The organism is Streptomyces sp. NRRL F-5727, assembly GCF_000719555.1.
Lineage (GTDB): Bacteria > Actinomycetota > Actinomycetes > Streptomycetales > Streptomycetaceae > Streptomyces.
Genome location: NZ_JOGX01000021.1, coordinates 30,325 through 46,595 on the forward strand (window position 1 = coordinate 30,325; position 16,271 = coordinate 46,595).

General features: G+C 73.9%; 11 protein-coding genes. 1 reads left to right on the plus strand and 10 read right to left on the minus strand.

Annotated elements, in window-relative coordinates; all coding sequences use genetic code 11:
- Positions 1–21: 21 nt before the first annotated feature.
- The 10 genes from IF73_RS0116785 to IF73_RS0116830 all read right to left on the minus strand — a co-directional run bounded on the left by IF73_RS0116785 (position 22) and on the right by IF73_RS0116830 (position 14,621).
- The gene (locus IF73_RS0116785; protein ID WP_031008528.1) at positions 22–867 is read right to left on the minus strand and encodes a GNAT family N-acetyltransferase; all 846 of its coding nucleotides are present in this window, start codon (positions 865–867) and stop codon (positions 22–24) included.
- 282 nt (positions 868–1,149) lie between these two features.
- Positions 1,150–2,307, minus strand: a complete 1,158-nt coding sequence (gene ispG / locus IF73_RS0116790; protein ID WP_031008530.1) for a flavodoxin-dependent (E)-4-hydroxy-3-methylbut-2-enyl-diphosphate synthase — start codon at positions 2,305–2,307, stop codon at positions 1,150–1,152.
- A 104-nt stretch (positions 2,308–2,411) separates the two neighbouring features.
- The gene (locus IF73_RS0116795; protein WP_031008532.1) at positions 2,412–3,719 is read right to left on the minus strand and encodes a M50 family metallopeptidase; all 1,308 of its coding nucleotides are present in this window, start codon (positions 3,717–3,719) and stop codon (positions 2,412–2,414) included.
- On the minus strand, positions 3,716–4,966 hold the full coding sequence (gene dxr / locus IF73_RS0116800; protein WP_031008534.1) for a 1-deoxy-D-xylulose-5-phosphate reductoisomerase: 1,251 nt from the start codon (positions 4,964–4,966) through the stop codon (positions 3,716–3,718). Before dxr ends, IF73_RS0116795 begins: the two co-directional genes overlap by 4 nt.
- A 34-nt stretch (positions 4,967–5,000) precedes the next feature.
- Positions 5,001–6,236, minus strand: coding sequence for a 3-phosphoshikimate 1-carboxyvinyltransferase (gene aroA, locus IF73_RS0116805; protein ID WP_031008537.1), 1,236 nt, complete (start codon positions 6,234–6,236; stop codon positions 5,001–5,003).
- Positions 6,237–6,363: 127 nt separating this feature from the next.
- Entirely contained in the window at positions 6,364–7,809 is a 1,446-nt protein-coding gene (locus IF73_RS0116810; RefSeq protein WP_031008539.1) for an aldehyde dehydrogenase family protein, read from the minus strand.
- A 152-nt stretch (positions 7,810–7,961) separates the two neighbouring features.
- Positions 7,962–9,413, minus strand: a complete 1,452-nt coding sequence (locus IF73_RS0116815; RefSeq protein WP_031008544.1) for a PQQ-binding-like beta-propeller repeat protein — start codon at positions 9,411–9,413, stop codon at positions 7,962–7,964.
- 78 nt (positions 9,414–9,491) lie between these two features.
- Positions 9,492–10,481, minus strand: coding sequence for an EamA family transporter (locus tag IF73_RS0116820; RefSeq protein ID WP_031008547.1), 990 nt, complete (start codon positions 10,479–10,481; stop codon positions 9,492–9,494).
- Positions 10,482–10,569: 88 nt separating this feature from the next.
- Positions 10,570–12,126: a PucR family transcriptional regulator gene (locus tag IF73_RS0116825; protein WP_031008550.1), complete on the minus strand. Its 1,557-nt coding sequence runs from the start codon at positions 12,124–12,126 to the stop codon at positions 10,570–10,572.
- Between the two features lie 116 nt (positions 12,127–12,242).
- The gene (locus IF73_RS0116830; protein WP_031008552.1) at positions 12,243–14,621 is read right to left on the minus strand and encodes an ATP/GTP-binding protein; all 2,379 of its coding nucleotides are present in this window, start codon (positions 14,619–14,621) and stop codon (positions 12,243–12,245) included.
- A 246-nt stretch (positions 14,622–14,867) separates the two neighbouring features.
- Here IF73_RS0116830 and gabT point away from each other — a divergent pair, with 246 nt between their 5' ends.
- Positions 14,868–16,202, plus strand: coding sequence for a 4-aminobutyrate--2-oxoglutarate transaminase (gene gabT / locus IF73_RS0116835; protein WP_031008555.1), 1,335 nt, complete (start codon positions 14,868–14,870; stop codon positions 16,200–16,202).
- The last annotated feature ends 69 nt before the right edge of the window (positions 16,203–16,271 follow it).

Sequence of the window (16,271 nt, forward strand, 5' to 3'; positions counted from 1 at the left end):
ACCCTACAAGTGCCCGGCGGTTCAGAACAGGACGCTCATGAAGGCGCCGGTCTCGCGGAAGCCGACGCGGCGGTACGCGGCGCGGGCCGGGGTGTTGTAGTCGTTGACGTACAGGCTGACGACGGGGGCGACGTCGGCGAGGGCGTACTGGAGGACGGCGGCCATGCCCGTCTCGGAGAGGCCCTTCCCCCGGTGCTCGGGGGCGACCCAGACGCCCTGGATCTGGCACGCCTGGCGGGTGGCGGCGCCGATCTCGGCCTTGAAGAGGACCTTGCCGTCCTCGATGCGGGCGAAGGAGCGGCCGGCGGCGACGAGCTCGGCGACCCGGGCCTGGTAGAGCAGTCCGCCGTCGCCGGCGAGCGGGGAGACGCCGACCTCCTCGGTGAACATGGCGACGCAGGCGGGCATGATCACGTCCATCTCGTCCTTGCGGACGCGGCGGACGAGGGGGTCGGGGGCGACGTCGGCGGAGGGCTGCTCGGTGACCATGAGGGGCTGGTGGGCGCGGACGTCGCGGGCGGGGCCCCAGGAGGGTTCGAGGAGGCGCCAGAGTGCGGCGGTGGGTCCGGCCGGGCCGACGATGGAGGAGCAGCGGCGGCCGATCCGGCGGGCCCGGTCGGCGAAGGCGCGGACGGCCTCGGGGGTGGCGCAGATCGGGACCAGATTGGCGCCGGAGTAGCAGAGCGAGGTGAGCCGGCCCTCGGTGTACCAGCCCCACATCTCGCCGCCCAGGCGCCAGGGGTCGAGTCCGGCGATCCGGACGCGGGCGGTCACGAAGGCGTTCTCGACCGGGGCGCTCTCCAGGACGGCGAGGGCGGCTCCGAGGTCGGCGGGTTCGAGGACCCGGGTGGTGGTCTGTGTCAACACGAGGGGGCCTCACCGTGCGGGTTCTGCTGGTCCTGGCACTGTACCCCCAGGCTCTGCGGCGAGGCTCTCCACGCATGACGAAACCCCGCCGCCCTGACGGGCGGCGGGGCGGAGCGGCGAGTGAGCCGAAGGGGCGCGCCGGGGGAACAGGACCGGGCGCGCGCAGGCCCGTGAGGAACGAGCGGGCCGAGCACGGCCGGTCCTGTGAGCCCGGCTGAGGCGCGCCCCGGTGGGGGTCCCCCCGGCGAAGCCGGGGGAGAACCGAGCCTCGAGAAAGGGGGTTCAGCCGGCGACGGCGACGGACGGCTCGCCGCTGGCGACGCCGTCCTTCTCCATCTGCTCGGCGATCTTGAGGGCTTCCTCGATGAGGGTCTCGACGATCTTCGACTCGGGGACGGTCTTGATGACCTCGCCCTTGACGAAGATCTGGCCCTTGCCGTTGCCGGAGGCGACGCCGAGGTCGGCCTCGCGGGCCTCGCCGGGGCCGTTGACGACGCAGCCCATGACGGCGACGCGGAGCGGGACGGTCATGCCGTCGAGGCCGGCGGTGACCTCCTCGGCGAGCTTGTAGACGTCGACCTGGGCGCGGCCGCAGGACGGGCAGGAGACGATCTCCAGGCGGCGCTGGCGCAGGTTGAGCGACTCCAGGATCTGCATGCCGACCTTGATCTCCTCGGCCGGCGGGGCGGAGAGGGAGACCCGGATGGTGTCGCCGATGCCCTGGGAGAGGAGCGCGCCGAAGGCGACGGCGGACTTGATGGTGCCCTGGAAGGCGGGGCCGGCCTCGGTGACGCCGAGGTGCAGCGGGTAGTCGCACTGGGCGGCGAGCTGGCGGTACGCCTCGACCATGATCACCGGGTCGTTGTGCTTGACCGAGATCTTGATGTCGCGGAAGTCGTGCTCCTCGAAGAGGGACGCCTCCCAGAGGGCGGACTCGACGAGCGCCTCGGGGGTGGCCTTGCCGTACTTCTGCAGGAGGCGGGCGTCGAGCGAACCGGCGTTGACGCCGATGCGGATCGGGGTGCCCGCGTCCTTCGCGGCCTTGGCGATCTCCTTGACCTTGTCGTCGAACTGCTTGATGTTGCCCGGGTTGACGCGGACGGCGGCGCAGCCGGCGTCGATCGCGGCGAAGACGTACTTGGGCTGGAAGTGGATGTCGGCGATCACGGGGATCGAGGACTTCCGGGCGATGGTGGCCAGCGCGTCGGCGTCGTCCTGGGTGGGGCAGGCCACCCGGACGATCTGGCAGCCGGAGGCGGTCAGCTCGGCGATCTGCTGGAGGGTGGCGCCGATGTCGGAGGTGCGGGTCGTCGTCATGGACTGCACCGAGACGGGTGCGTCACCGCCGACGGCCACGCTGCCGACCTGGATCTGCCGGCTCTTGCGGCGCTCGGCGAGCCGGGTCGGGACGGAGGGCATACCGAGAGAAATCGCGGTCATCTGTAGTGCAACCTCAAAGGTCGTGCGTCGGCGGGCTCAGGCTTCCGAGGTTACCGCCCCGGGGGCGGGGGGCCGGACACGGTGGTGCCCGGCCCCCCGGGGAGCTACGTCAGCTTCACCGGGTTGACGATGTCGGCGGCGAGGACGAGCAGCGTGAAACAGACGAAGACGCCGGCGACCACGTAGGCGGCGGGCATCAGCTTGGCCACGTCGAACGGGCCGGGGTCGGGGCGCCGGAAGATCCGGGCCGTGTGGCGGCGGACGGACTCCCACAGGGCGCCCGCGATGTGGCCGCCGTCGAGCGGCAGCAGCGGGAGCATGTTGAAGAGGAACAGGGAGACGTTGAAGTACACCAGCAGGTTCATGAACATGACGAGGATGCGCTCCGGCGGGAGGTCCAGGTTCATGAGTTCGCCGGTGATGCGGGCGGCGCCGACGACGCCGACGGGCGAGTCCTCGGCGCGTTCGCCGTCGCCGAAGGTGGCGTCCCACAGGCCGGGGATCTTGCCGGGGAGCGCGACGACCGACTCCAGGCCGTTCTCCATGAGCTCGCCCATGCGGTCGGTGGTCTCGCCGAAGGTCAGCGGCGCGACCTCGGTCTTGGACGCGAAACCGAGGTAGCCGGCCTTCTCGTAGGCGAGCGGGCGGGCGACCTGGCCGTTCTCGTCCTTCTTCAGGACCTCGTTGGCGACGAGCGTGGGGTGCAGGTCGAGGCGCTGTCCGGCCCGCTCGACGGTGATCGTGGCGGGGCCGATGGTCTTGCGGATGTGGTTCGAGAGGGTGTCCCAGTCGGAGACCGGGGCGCCGTTGAAGGCGACGATGGTGTCGCCGTCCCGCAGCCCCGCCTTGTACGCCGGGGAGACCGGGTCGCCCGCGGCGCAGGCGTCGCGGTTCGCGCTCTGCTCGATGACGCACTTCTGGACGCCGGCGACCTTGGTGGTCTGGCCCTCGATGCCGAGGGTCATCAGGGAGCCGTAGAACAGGCCGAGGGCGAGGACCAGGTTCATGAACGGTCCGGCGAACATGACGATCACGCGCTTCCACGGCTTGCGCGTGTAGAAGAGCCGGGTCTCGTCGCCGGGCTGGAGCTCCTCGTACGACGCCTCCCGGGCGTCCTCGATCATGGAGCGCCAGGGCGAGGTGGAGCGGGCCTCGATCTTGCCGTCCGCGCCGGGCGGGAACATGCCGATCATGCGGATGTAGCCGCCGGCCGGGATGGCCTTGATGCCGTACTCGGTCTCGCCGCGCTTCCTCGACCAGATGGTGGGGCCGAAGCCGACCATGTACTGCGGCACGCGGATGCCGAAGAGCTTGGCCGTGGAGAGGTGGCCGAGCTCGTGCCAGGCGATGGAGACGAGCAGTCCCAGCGCGAACAGGACGATCCCGAGGATCGTCAGGAGCACTTCCGTCATGCGCGCGCCTCCGCGGTTGCCTTCGCTGCGAGCTCTCGGGCCCGGGCCCGGGCCCAGGTCTCCGCTTCCAGGACGTCCGGCACCGTCAGGGAGGTTCCCCCGCTGGGCCGTCCGTGTTCGGTGACGACCGCCGTGACGGTGTCCATGATGCCGGTGAAGGGGATCCGTCCGGAGAGGAACGCCTCGACACATTCCTCGTTGGCGGCGTTGAAGACGGCGGGGGCGGTGCCGCCGAGCTCGCCGACGTGCCGGGCCAGGTTCACCGAGGGGAACGCCTCGTCGTCCAGCGGGAAGAACTCCCAGGTGGAGGCGGTGGACCAGTCGAAGGCGGGGGCGGCGTCGGGGACCCGCTCGGGCCAGCCGATGCCGATGGCGATGGGGCCGCGCATGTCCGGCGGGGTGGCCTGGGCGAGCGTCGAGCCGTCGCTGAACTCGACCATCGAGTGGACGTACGACTGGGGGTGGACGACGACCTCGATGCGGTCGAAGGGGATGTCGTAGAGGAGGTGCGCCTCGATGACCTCCAGGCCCTTGTTGACCAGGGTGGCGCTGTTGACCGTGATGACCGGGCCCATCGCCCAGGTCGGGTGGGCGAGCGCGTCCTCGCGGGTCACGTGCTCCAGTTCGGCGCGGGTGCGGCCGCGGAAGGGGCCGCCGGAGGCGGTGACGACCAGCTTGCGGACGTCGGCGCGGGTGCCGGCGGCGAGCGCCTGGAAGAGGGCCGCGTGCTCGGAGTCGACCGGGATGATCTGGCCGGGCTTGGCGAGCGCCTTCACCAGGGGGCCGCCGACGATCAGCGACTCCTTGTTGGCGAGGGCTAGGGTGCGGCCGGCCTCCAGGGCGGCGAGGGTCGGCGCGAGGCCGATGGAGCCGGTGATGCCGTTGAGCACGGTGTGGCACGGGGAGGCGGCGAGCTGGGTGGCGGCGTCGGGGCCCGCGAGGATCTCGGGCAGCGGCTCGGAGCCGTACAGCGCCGTGAGGGCGGTACGCAGCTCTCCGACGGTCTCCTCGCGGGCGACGGCGACCTGGGCGACCCGGAGCCGGTGGGCCTGCTCGGCGAGGAGCCCGACCCGGCCGCCGGAGGCGGCCAGGGCGGTGACCCGGAAGCGGTCGGGGTTGCGCAGCACCAGGTCGATGGCCTGGGTGCCGATGGATCCCGTCGAGCCGAGGACGACGATGTCCCGGCGGCCTTCGGCGCGGTCGAAGGCGATGTGCGGATCGGCGAGAGGAGAGGGGCGGTCGCTCATGCCCCCCATTCTTGCCGCAAACGCTGTGCGCTCTTCACGGGGTCCGGGCGAACGCGCCGAACACCCGGTGGAAGTCCGGGAAGGTCTTCTTCACGCAGCCGGGGTCGTCGAAGGCGATGCCGGGGGTGCGCAGGGCGGTCACCGCGAAGGACATGACGATCCGGTGGTCGCCGTGGGTGGCGATCTCGGCGGGTCCGGCGGGGGTGCCGGGGTGGATCTCGATCCAGTCGGGGCCGGTCTCCACGGTGACGCCGAGGCGGCGGAGGTTCTCGGCGCAGGCGTCGAGCCGGTCGCACTCCTTGACCCGGGTGTTGGCGACGTCCTCGATGCGGACGGGTCCGTCGGCGAAGGGGGCGATCGCGGCGAGCGTCGGCATGGTGTCGGAGATGTCCCGCATGTTCACGGTGAGTCCGCGCAGGGTGCCGGTGGAGCGGACGGTGGTCGCCCCGGCCGTGACCTCGACGTCGGCGCCCATCCGGCGCAGCACGTCGACGAAGGCGAGGTCGCCCTGGAGGGCGCCGGTGCCGAGGCCGGGGACGGTGACGGAGCGGCCGGGTTCGAGGGCCGCGGCGGCGAAGAAGTAGCTGGCCGTGGAGGCGTCGGGCTCGATGCCGTAGGTCCGGGCGCGGTAGCCGGTGGGGGCGACGCGGTAGGTGCGGCCCTCGCGGGTGACCTCCGCGCCGAAGTCCCGCATCATCGCGAGCGTGATCTCGACGTACGGCTCCGAGACCAGGTCGGTGACGGTGATGTCGAGGCCCCCGGCGGTGAGCGGGCCCAGCATCAGCAGGGCCGTCAGGTACTGGGAGGACTGGCCGGCGTCCAGGGTGAGCGCGCCGCCCTTGACGCCGTCGGCGTGCACGGCGAGCGGGTGGTGGCCGTCCTTCTCCCCGTGCCGCAGGTCGACGCCGAGCTCGCGCAGGGCGGTGCTGAGCGGGCCGAGCGGGCGGCGGCGCATCTGCGGGGAGGCGTCGAAGCGGAAGGTGCCGTGGCCGGCGGCGGCGAGGGTGGGGAGGAAGCGGGCGGTGGTGGCGCCGTCGCGGCAGTAGACGTCCGTGTCGGAGACCCCCGGCCCGGCGGGGCGGCCCTCGACGTGCCAGGCGCCGGGCTCCTTCCGTACGGCGTACCCGAGGGCCCGGAGCCCTTCGGCGAAGCCCTCGGTGTCGTCGGAGACGAGCGGGCGCAGGAGGGTGGTGGTGCCCTCCGCGGCGGCGGCGAGGAAGAGCGCGCGGGCGGTGACGGACTTGGAGCCGGGGATGTCGATGACGGTCACGCCGGTCATCCTGCCGTGGCCGGCCGCGCCGTCGCCGCCCGGTCCGCCTGCTGGACGCGGACACGAGGAGGCGGCCCGGGCCCCCGCACAGTGGGCCCGGACCGCCTGGTCTCGTGGGACGGATCGCCTAGAGCGCGAGGCCCGTCAGGACGAGGACGCGCTCGTAGGTGTAGTCGTCCATGGCGTACGCGACGCCCTCGCGGCCGACGCCGGAGCGCTTGGCGCCGCCGTACGGCATCTGGTCGGCGCGGTACGAGGGGACGTCGCCGACGATCACGCCGCCGACCTCCAGCGCGCGGTGGGCGCGGAAGGCGGTCTGCAGGTCGTGGGTGAAGACACCGGCCTGGAGGCCGAAGTCCGAGTCGTTGACCGCGGCGAACGCCTCGGCCTCGCCGTCGACCTTGGCGACCGTGAGGACCGGGCCGAAGACCTCGGCGCGGGCCAGGGTGACGTCGGCCGGGAGGTCGGCGAGGACGGTCGGGGCGTAGGTGGCGCCCTCGCGCTTGCCGCCGGTGAGGAGCTTCGCGCCGGCCGCGACGGCCTCGTCCACCCAGGACTCGACGCGCCGGGCGGCGTTCTCGTCGACGAGCGGGCCGACGTCGGTGGCGTCGTCCGCCGGGTCGCCGGTGACCTGGGCCTCGACGGCCGCGACGATCTTCGGCAGCAGGCGGTCGTAGACGGTGGCGTCGGCGATCACGCGCTGCACGGAGATGCAGGACTGGCCGCCCTGGTAGTTGGAGAAGGTCGCGATGCGGGTCGCGGCCCAGTCCAGGTCGGCCTCGGAGGACCAGTCCGGGAGGACGACGGCGGCGGCGTTGCCGCCGAGCTCCAGGGTGCAGTGCTTGTGCGGCACGGACTCCTGGATGGCGTAGCCGACCTTGTCGGAGCCGGTGAAGGAGATGACCGGGAGGCGCTCGTCCTGGACGAGGGCCGGCATGCGGTCGTTCGGCACGGTGAGGATCGACCAGGAGCCGGCCGGCAGGTCGGTCTCGGCCAGGAGCTCGCCCAGGATGAGGGAGGAGATCGGGGTGGCCGGGGCCGGCTTGAGGATGATCGGGGCGCCGACGGCGATGGCCGGGGCGACCTTGTGGGCGCTGAGGTTCAGCGGGAAGTTGAAGGGCGCGATGCCGAGGACGACGCCCTTGGGGATGCGGCGGGTCACGGCGAGGCGGCCCACGCCGCCGGCCTCGGTGTCCAGGCGCTGGGCCTCGCCGGCGTTCCAGCGGCGGGCCTCCTCGGCGGCGAAACGGAAGACGGAGACGGCGCGGCCGACCTCGCCGCGGGCCCACTTGATGGGCTTGCCGTTCTCGGCGGAGATGATCTGGGCGATCTCCTCGGTGCGCTCGGCGAGCCGCTTCGACACGTGGTCGAGGGCGGCGGCACGGACGTGCGCCGGGGTGGCGGCGAACTCGTCGACGACCGCGTGGGCGGCCGCGACGGCCTCCTCGACCTGGGCCTCGGTGGGCACGGCGACCTTGCCGACCAGACGTCCGTCGTACGAGTTCGTGACGTCGAAGGTGGTGTCGCCGGTGGCCTCGCGGCCGGCGACCCAGAAGGCGTGGGTGGTCGTCATTGTGCGTCCCGGCCCTTTCCGTTTCGGGGTGCGAGCGGTTGCTCTCCAGACACGTTAGGGCCGGGACCGGCGAGTGACGTTTGTCCGTGATGGAGTGGTGGAGGCCGCGGTCTGTCCGCTTCGGCCGAACGGGTGGTGCCGTCGGGTGCCGGTCAGCGCTCCTCGTACGCGGTGAAGGGCGAGAGGTACCCCTCGCTCCAGCGGACGGCGATCAGCCGGTCCTGGTGGCCGAGGACGTCCTTGATCTCACCGGACGAGCCGCCCACCGAGTCCGGGAAGAGACGCGCGTCGCGCTCGTCGCCGTCGTCGGCGTCGAGGACGAGGAGCCCGTCCTCCCCCGCCGAGCCGTAGAGGTCGACCAGGGCGGTGACCCGGCCGCCCGCGACCCGCAGTCCCATGACGTCCTCCAGGTCGCCGACCTCCATGCGCCACAACCGCTGCCCGCTGCGCAGGTCGAAGGCGGTGACGACGTCGTCGTAGTCGGACTCCATGGCGACGGTGTAGAGGCGGCCGTAGGCGACGCGGGTGCGGGCCGGCTCCTGGGCCGCGGAGCTGATCTTGCCGTTGACGGTGCCGGACGCGATGGTGCCCTGGGCGCGGCCCTCGTCGTCGAAGGAGAGGAACGTGGCGTAACCGGTCTCGTCGAGGCTGTCCACGCCGACCACGATCGGGTCGGCGGAGACGAAGGCCGGCGCGTGGGTCAGGGGGTCGACGACCCGCCGCGGGTCGAGCGGGGTGACCCCGCGCACCCGCCCGTCCGCGGGGTCGAGGACCGCGAGCCGTACGTCCCGGCGGTCGCAGACGAGGAGCGCCGCGACCCGGCGGTCGCCCGCGGCGACGCCGTACGGCACGCAGTCCCGCGGCATCCGCGCCGACCACCTGGGCTTGCCGGTCCGCAGGTCGAAGGCGCGCAGGGCGCGGTCGGGGTCGAGCCGGCCGGGGCTGTCCAGGGCCGACGCGTACTGCCAGTCGGCGTCCTCGTCGCGCAGCACGGCGAGGCCGCCGCCGACGGCGACGAGGTCGCGCTCGGCGCGGATCTCGCCGCCGTCGGCGGCGGTCCGGGTGGTGCGCCACAGTTCGCGCCCGGCGGTGAGGTCGAGGGCGACGACGGTGGTGCAGCCCTCGTCCGCGTCGTCGGCGGCCGGGCTGCCCGGGAGGCCCGGGACGCCCTGGGCGATCAGGGCGACTCCGTCGGCCGCGGTGCGGCCGGCGGAGCAGATCGCGGCGCCGCCGGCCGGCTCGTACCGCCAGCGCCGCTCGCCGGTGCGGGCGTCGAAGCCGGTGACGCCGGCGGCGTTGCTGTGCACGAGCGTGTCGCCGGCCGCCCAGGCGGCGTCGCCGGACGCGGGGGTGCCGCCGTCGGTCGGGGTGCTCCAGACCTGGCGCATCGAGTCGCCGGGGAGGTAGCCCTCGCCGGCGAGGACGCCGGCGGTGATGCCGCCGCAGCCGGCGAGGACGGCGAGGAGGAGGCCGCCGACGACGGAGTAGCGGACGAGGCGGGAGCCCGGCTTCGGCGTGCCACCGTCGCGGTCGCCCGTGCCCTTGCCGCCGCCTCCGCCCGGCTTCCCGCCGGCCGTTCTGCCGGCCTTCGTCGCTGTCGTCATCCGGACCCCACCCCTTGTCGCCGTGCTCACGACCGATCGATACGAGGGATCAGGGTAGGGCCACGGCGATCTGCGCCGTCACCGCCTCCGCTCGGTGGAGACGATCAGGCAGACGGCCGCCACGACGATCGCCCCGCCGAGGACGATCGGCCAGGTCAGGGCCTCGTCGAGGATCAGCGCGCCGAGCAGGACGGCGACGACCGGGTTGACGTACGCGTAGGTGGCGGCGAGCGAGACCGGGGCGGACTGGAGCAGCCAGGCGTACGCGGTGAAGGCGATCAGCGAGCCGAAGACCACGAGGTAGCCGAGGGCGGCCCAGGAGGCGGTGGAGACCGAGCCCGGGTCGAAGCCGTGGTGCTCGCCGCGGAGCAGGCCGACGGCGATGCCGGCGAGACCGCCGGCCAGCATCTCGTACACGCTCGCGGTGAACGGGTTGGCGGGCATGGGGAGACGGGCCGAGGAGACCGTGCCGAGCGACCAGAGCAGGGCGGCCAGGAGGACGAACAGCACGCCGGCGATGCCGACCTCGCCGCTGAGCCCGGGGAGGGTGAGCACGGCGAGACCGGCCACGCCGAGCAGGACGCCGCCGTAGCCGCCGAGCCCGGGGCGCTCGCCGGCGACGGTGCGGAGCAGCACGACCCAGACGGGGACGGCGGCGACGAGGAGGGCGGCGAGGCCGGACGGGATGTCGGTCTCGGCGAGGTTGACGAGGCCGTTGCCGCCGAGGATCAGCAGCAGGCCGACCAGCGCGGCGGAGCCGAGCCGGCGCCGGTCGACCCTGAGGGCGGCGGGGCCGTGCCGCCAGGCCACGATCGCGGCGAGGAGCACGGCGGCGGCGACGAAGCGGGAGCCCGAGGCGAGGAAGGGCGGGATGGTGTCGACGACGATCCGGATGCCGAGGTAGGTGGAGCCCCAGACGACGTACACGATGGCGAGGGCGGCCCAGACGGCGCCGCCGATGCGGCGGGCGGGCTTCGCGGGTGCGGCCCCGGGGAGGGCGGTCGGGACGGGGGCGGGTTCGGCCGTGGTGGGCGTGCTGGGGGAAGGGTCGACGGCGGGGCTTGTCATGAGCAGGAGATTAGGCACTCGACCCACTTCCGGCCAGGAATTCTGCCCGACTCCGGGCAGGAAGGGCCGAGATCGTCTCCCGGAACCGCTACTTCTCGCCCTCGCCGGTCGTCTTGAGCGCCAGCCACAGCTCCATGCGGACGTCCGGATCGTCGAGCGACCGCCCGAGGATCTCCTCGACGCGCCGCATCCGGTACCGCAGTGTGTGCCGGTGCACCCCGAGGTCGGCCGCGGCGGCGTCCCACTGACCGTGCCGGGAGAGCCAGGCGCGCAGCGAGGCGACGAGGTCGCCGCGGCCCGTCGCGTCGTGCTCGCGCAGCGCCCGGAGCATGCCGTCGGCGAAGGCCCGTACGGCCTCGTCGGCGAGGAGCGGCAGCACGGAGCCGGCCGCCAGGTCCTCGTGCTCGACGAGGGCGCGGCCCCGGCGGCGGGCCACCGAGAGGGCCTGCTCGGCCTGCTTGTACGCGACGGCGGCGGTGGCCGGGCCGGCGGAGGCGGAGAGCCCGACGACGAGCCCCGCGTCCTCGGCCTCGCGCTCGGCGTACCCGGCGCAGGCCGAGACGACCGCGCCGCCGTCGCCCGCGAGGACGACGAGCCGGCCGTCGCCCTCCGGGACGGTGAGCACGGCCTCGCCGGCCCGGGCGGCGGCCGCCTCCAGGGCCTCGGCGAGGACCGGCAGCGGGGGCTCGGCGGCCGCCTGCTCGCCGCCGGCGGGCTCGGCGACGAGGAGCCGGAAGGGGGCGTCGAGGAGGCCGCCGTAGACGTCGCCGGCGACGGTACGGGCGTGCTCCGGCTGCCCGGCGAGCATCATGCGCAGCACGGCGCCGCCGAGCCGGTGCTCGGCGGCCTGGAGGGAGCGGGAGCGTTCGGTGGTGAGGGTGAGCAGGGCGATCGCCGAGTGGACGGCGTACCGCTCGGCGGTGCCCAGGGGGGCGCCGGTGCCGACGGCGAGGGCGCCGCGGACCCGGCGGCCGGTGCCGAGGGACTGGAGCTCGATCCGGTCCTCGGTGCCGCCGACGACGGCGCTGGCGGGCGCGGGCCGCTCGCGCAGCCGCTCGACGTCCGGGGTGAGGCGGGCGGCGCGGCGGGCGGCCCACTCGGGCGAGACGGCGACGACGCTGCCGGCGGCGTCGTAGAGCGCGGCCCAGCCGTCGACGTGCGCGGCGAGCCGGGCGACGACGGCGTCCGGCCCCTCGGCGAGGGCGGCCCGGGTGAGCTCGCGCTGCGCCTCGAACCCGGCGGTGACGGCCCGGTACTGGTCGGCGGCGATGGCGGCGGACACGGCCTTGCTGATCGCGAGGAACGGGGTCCGGCGCGGCACCTCCAGGAGCGGCAGGTGCTCGGCCCGGGCGGCGTCGAGCAGCGCCTGCGGGATGTCGTCGTAGTTCACCCCCACGGCGAACCCGAGCCCGACCACCCCGGCCCCGAGCAGCCGCCGCACGTACCGCCGCATCGCCTCGGCGTCCTCGGCGTCGAGCGTCAGGGCGGTGGTGAGCAGCAGCTCCCCGCCCTCCATGTACGGCACGGGATCGGCGAGCTCACTGACGTGCGCCCACCGGACGGGCGTGTCGAGCCGGTCCTCCCCGGCCCGGACGACGAGCCGGAGGGAGGAGTGCTGAACGAGCGAGGCGAGGGTGGGCGGCATCGGAAACCGGCGGACCTTTGAGCGGGACCGAACACGGACGACTCCGCACCCGGCGAGGTGACGCCGCTGGGGAGGGCGGCGCGTCCGATTGTGCCAGGGCGGGCGGGGGGTCGCGCTCAGCTGCGCAGGTCGACCAGGAGGGGCGGCGTGTGCTCGCCCCGCACATCGGTGAGGGAGAGCACCGCGTGGCCGGGCGGCACGCCGTGCGCCAGGTCGGAGGCGGACCAGCGTTCCCGCTCGACCTCGCGGACGGTCACCGCGTCGGTGGTGACGGCCCGGCCGGTGACGAGCTTGCGCACGGCGTGTGCCACCCGGGTGAGCGGTTCGTCGGACCGGACGGTCCGACGGGTGACGTCCCGGGTCTCCACCCACTCGGTGCCCCAGGTCTCCGCGAACCGCTTGCCGTCCCAGGTGGTGATCCCGGCGAGGGCGAACCGGCAGCCGACGGCACCGAACAGCGCGGTGCGCAGGTGCTCGGGGACGTCCTCGACGGTGCGGAGTCCGAGGACGACACCGGCGTGGGCGGAGCGCAGCCGCTGCAGGCCCCGCACGGTCTCCGAGGTCAGCGTGTGCGCGGCGTCGTCGAGCACGAGGCAGGCGAAGCGGGAACGGTCGGTGCGGCCGACGGTCCGGCCGAGGAACTGGGCGAGCACGAGCCGGGTGAGCAGCCGGGAGGCTTCGGCGTGGCCGGATTCCGGCAGGTCGATCCGGACGCGTACGGGGTGCTCCAGGGCCCGCATCGTGAACGGCGCCGTCGCTCCCGAGGTGTCGAAGAAGCCCGCGAACGCGGGGCGGTCGAGCAGGGCGATCCGGTCGGCGAGGGCGCCGGCGGGGTCTCCGGCGGCACCCTGCTGCCGGGCGCGGGCGTCGAGTTCCCGGACGAGGGAGGCGTGTCCGGCCCGTTCGAGGGCCGCGCGCAGGGTCTGGAGGACGGTGGGGGCGCCGTCGAGGAGTTCGCGGAGCTCGGGGACCGAGGGGAAGCGGCCGTGGACGGCGTGGAAGGGGCCGAGGAGCTGGGCGAGCGTGGTGGTGGCCCGGCGGGTGTCGGTGGTGTCGGTCGCCAGGACGTCGGCGAGCAGCGCGGCGGCGCGGTCCGGGTCGGAGGTGCCGCCGTAGAGGTCGAGGTCGTGCGGTGAGGCCGGGTCGCCGACGCGGATGACGACGTCGTAGGACTCGTCCGGGCCGAGGGGCGCGGTGTCGGAGCCGACCACGACGACGGCGGCCTGTCCGGCGAGCGCCTGGAGGGAGAGGGACTCGACGAGGGGGCGGACGAGGCGGGTCGTCTTGCCGCTGCCCGAGGGGCCGACGACGAGCATGCCGGTGCCGAGCACGTCGGGGTCGAGGGCGAGGCCGGTGGTGCGGCGCGCGTACGGGTTGCGGTCGGTGTCCGTGACGGTGCCGAGGCGCACCTGCCGGAGGGCGAGGTCGTGCGTGGCCCTGCGGCCGGCCAGGAAGCGGGCGCCGGACGGGTGCAGGAAGGCGGCGGCGCCCCGCGCGTGGACCTCGCGGACGAAGGCGGCCTGCCGGTCGGGGGCGTGCCCGGTGTTCTCCCAGGCGGTCTTGATCCGGGCGTAGTCGACGTCGTTCATGGCACCGGAGGCGGCCTCGGCGGCGAGCCGGTCGGCCGCCTCGGCGAGCCCGGCGGCCCTCAGGTCGGGCCAGGAGACGAGGTCGGGGCCGGAGGGGGCGGCCATGGCGGCGGTGGAGCCCGGTCGCGGCGTGGCGCGCCGCAGGGCGAGCCACACGAAGGGCAGGGCGGTGGCGATGGTGAGCAGCAGCGTGGCCGTGTCCTCCATCTCCTGGTTGGCGAAGACCGCGTCGGGCGCCGTCAGCTCGTACGGCAGCATCGAGAGGACGAGGGGGCGCAGCGGCAGCCAGTCGCCGCGGACGAGGGCCACGGTGAGGAGGCCGGCGAGTGCGGCGAGGACGAACTGGGCCCGGCGTCCGTACTCCAGGGCGAGCCGGTTCCAGGCGTACGGCCAGCGGCCGAAGCGGCCGATCCCGCCGAAGATGCCGGCGAAGAGGACGAAGCGATAGACGGCGAGGGCGACGGGCCCTCCGGTGCCGGGTACGGGCGCGCCGCCGAGCGGGCGCCACCAGTCGCCGGGCGTGAAGAGGCGGATCGGCACGCTCCAGTACGGGATGTAGCCGTTGCGGAGCAGCGACCAGAGCAGGACCGCGACGAGGAAGGAGATCGTCGCGCCGGCCAGCACGGTCCGCAGCGGGGTCTCGTCGGGCGCGCGTTCGGGGCGGGGCACGTGACCGAACCGCCAGATGCCGGGCGCGGCCTCGGGGCGAGGTGTCCGCAGCCAGTCGACGAGCGTGGCCCGGCCCGGGGCGACGGGGGGCGCGCCGGTCGGTCTCGGCGGCGCGGAGGGCGGTGCGGCCGCGGGCACCGGCGGGACGGCGGCGGGCGCTCCCGCCGGGCGGGGGATATCGGCGTGCGGCGGCCCGTCGTGGGTGCTCCGCGAGCCGTGCGTGCCCTCGAACTCCATGTCCCCTGCCCCCTGGCCCTTCGACTCCGCGGCGCTGTCGTCCGGGCCCAATCTAGAGCCTCGGTCCCGGATCATGCCCCGGATCAGGGCGATGGCACGGCGTCGCCCGGGACAACTGCGCGTATGGCCGATACGGACAAGGACACGCCGGGACCACTCCCATCCGTAGCATGCGCCGGGCCGGTGCCCGCGCCTAGCCTGCGGAGGAAACCCGCAAGAGCGTCCAGAACACCCCAGGAGCCCCGCATGAACGCTGTCCCGCAGGAGCGGCGCGTCGTCACCGCCATTCCCGGTCCGAAGTCGCAGGAGCTTCAGGCTCGCCGGCTGGACACCGTCGCCGGGGGCGTGGGCTCCACGCTGCCGGTGTTCACCAAGCGCGCGGGCGGCGGCATCATCGAGGACGTCGACGGCAACCTGCTGATCGACTTCGGTTCCGGCATCGCCGTGACCTCCGTGGGCGCCTCCGCCGAGGCCGTCGTGCGCCGCGCCTCCGCGCAGCTCCAGGACTTCACCCACACCTGTTTCATGGTGACCCCGTACGAGGGCTACGTCGAGGTCTGCGAGGCGCTGGCCGAGCTGACCCCGGGCGACCACGCCAAGAAGTCCGCGCTGTTCAACTCGGGCGCCGAGGCCGTCGAGAACGCCGTCAAGATCGCGCGCTCGTACACCAAGCGCCAGGCCGTCGTCGTCTTCGACCACGGCTACCACGGCCGCACCAACCTCACCATGGGCATGACGGCGAAGAACATGCCGTACAAGCAGGGCTTCGGTCCGTTCGCGCCCGAGGTGTACCGCGTGCCGGTCGCCTACGGCTACCGCTGGCCCACGGGTGCCGAGAACGCCGGCCCCGAGGCCGCCGCGCAGGCGATCGACAACATCACCAAGCAGATCGGCGCCGAGAACGTCGCCGCGATCGTCATCGAGCCGGTCCTCGGCGAGGGCGGCTTCATCGAGCCGGCCAAGGGCTTCCTCCCGGCGATCGTGAAGTTCGCCAACGACAACGGCATCGTCTTCGTCGCCGACGAGATCCAGGCCGGCTTCTGCCGCACCGGCCAGTGGTTCGCCTGCGAGGACGAGGGCATCGTCCCGGACCTCATCACCACCGCCAAGGGCATCGCGGGCGGTCTGCCGCTCGCCGCCGTCACCGGCCGCGCCGAGATCATGGACTCCGTCCACGGCGGCGGCCTGGGCGGCACCTACGGCGGCAACCCGGTGGCCTGCGCCGGTGCGCTGGGCGCCATCGAGACGATGAAGGAGCTGGACCTCAACGGGAAGGCCAAGCGCATCGAGGAGGTCATGAAGGGCCGCCTCACCGCGATGCAGGAGAAGTTCCCGGTCATCGGCGACATCCGCGGCCGCGGCGCCATGATCGCCATCGAGCTCGTCAAGGACCCGGAGACGAAGGAGCCGGCCGCCGAGGCCGCCGCCGCGCTCGCCAAGTACTGCCACAACGAGGGCGTCCTCGTCCTCACCTGCGGCACCTACGGCAACGTGCTCCGCTTCCTCCCGCCGCTGGTCATCGGCGAGGACCTGCTCAACGAGGGTCTGGACGTCATCGAGGCGGCGCTCGCGGCGCTCTGAGCCGCGACCGTGGTCCACACGGTGTGAAGACTCTGTGGGGGGCCGATGGCGGGATGCGTTTCCCGCTGT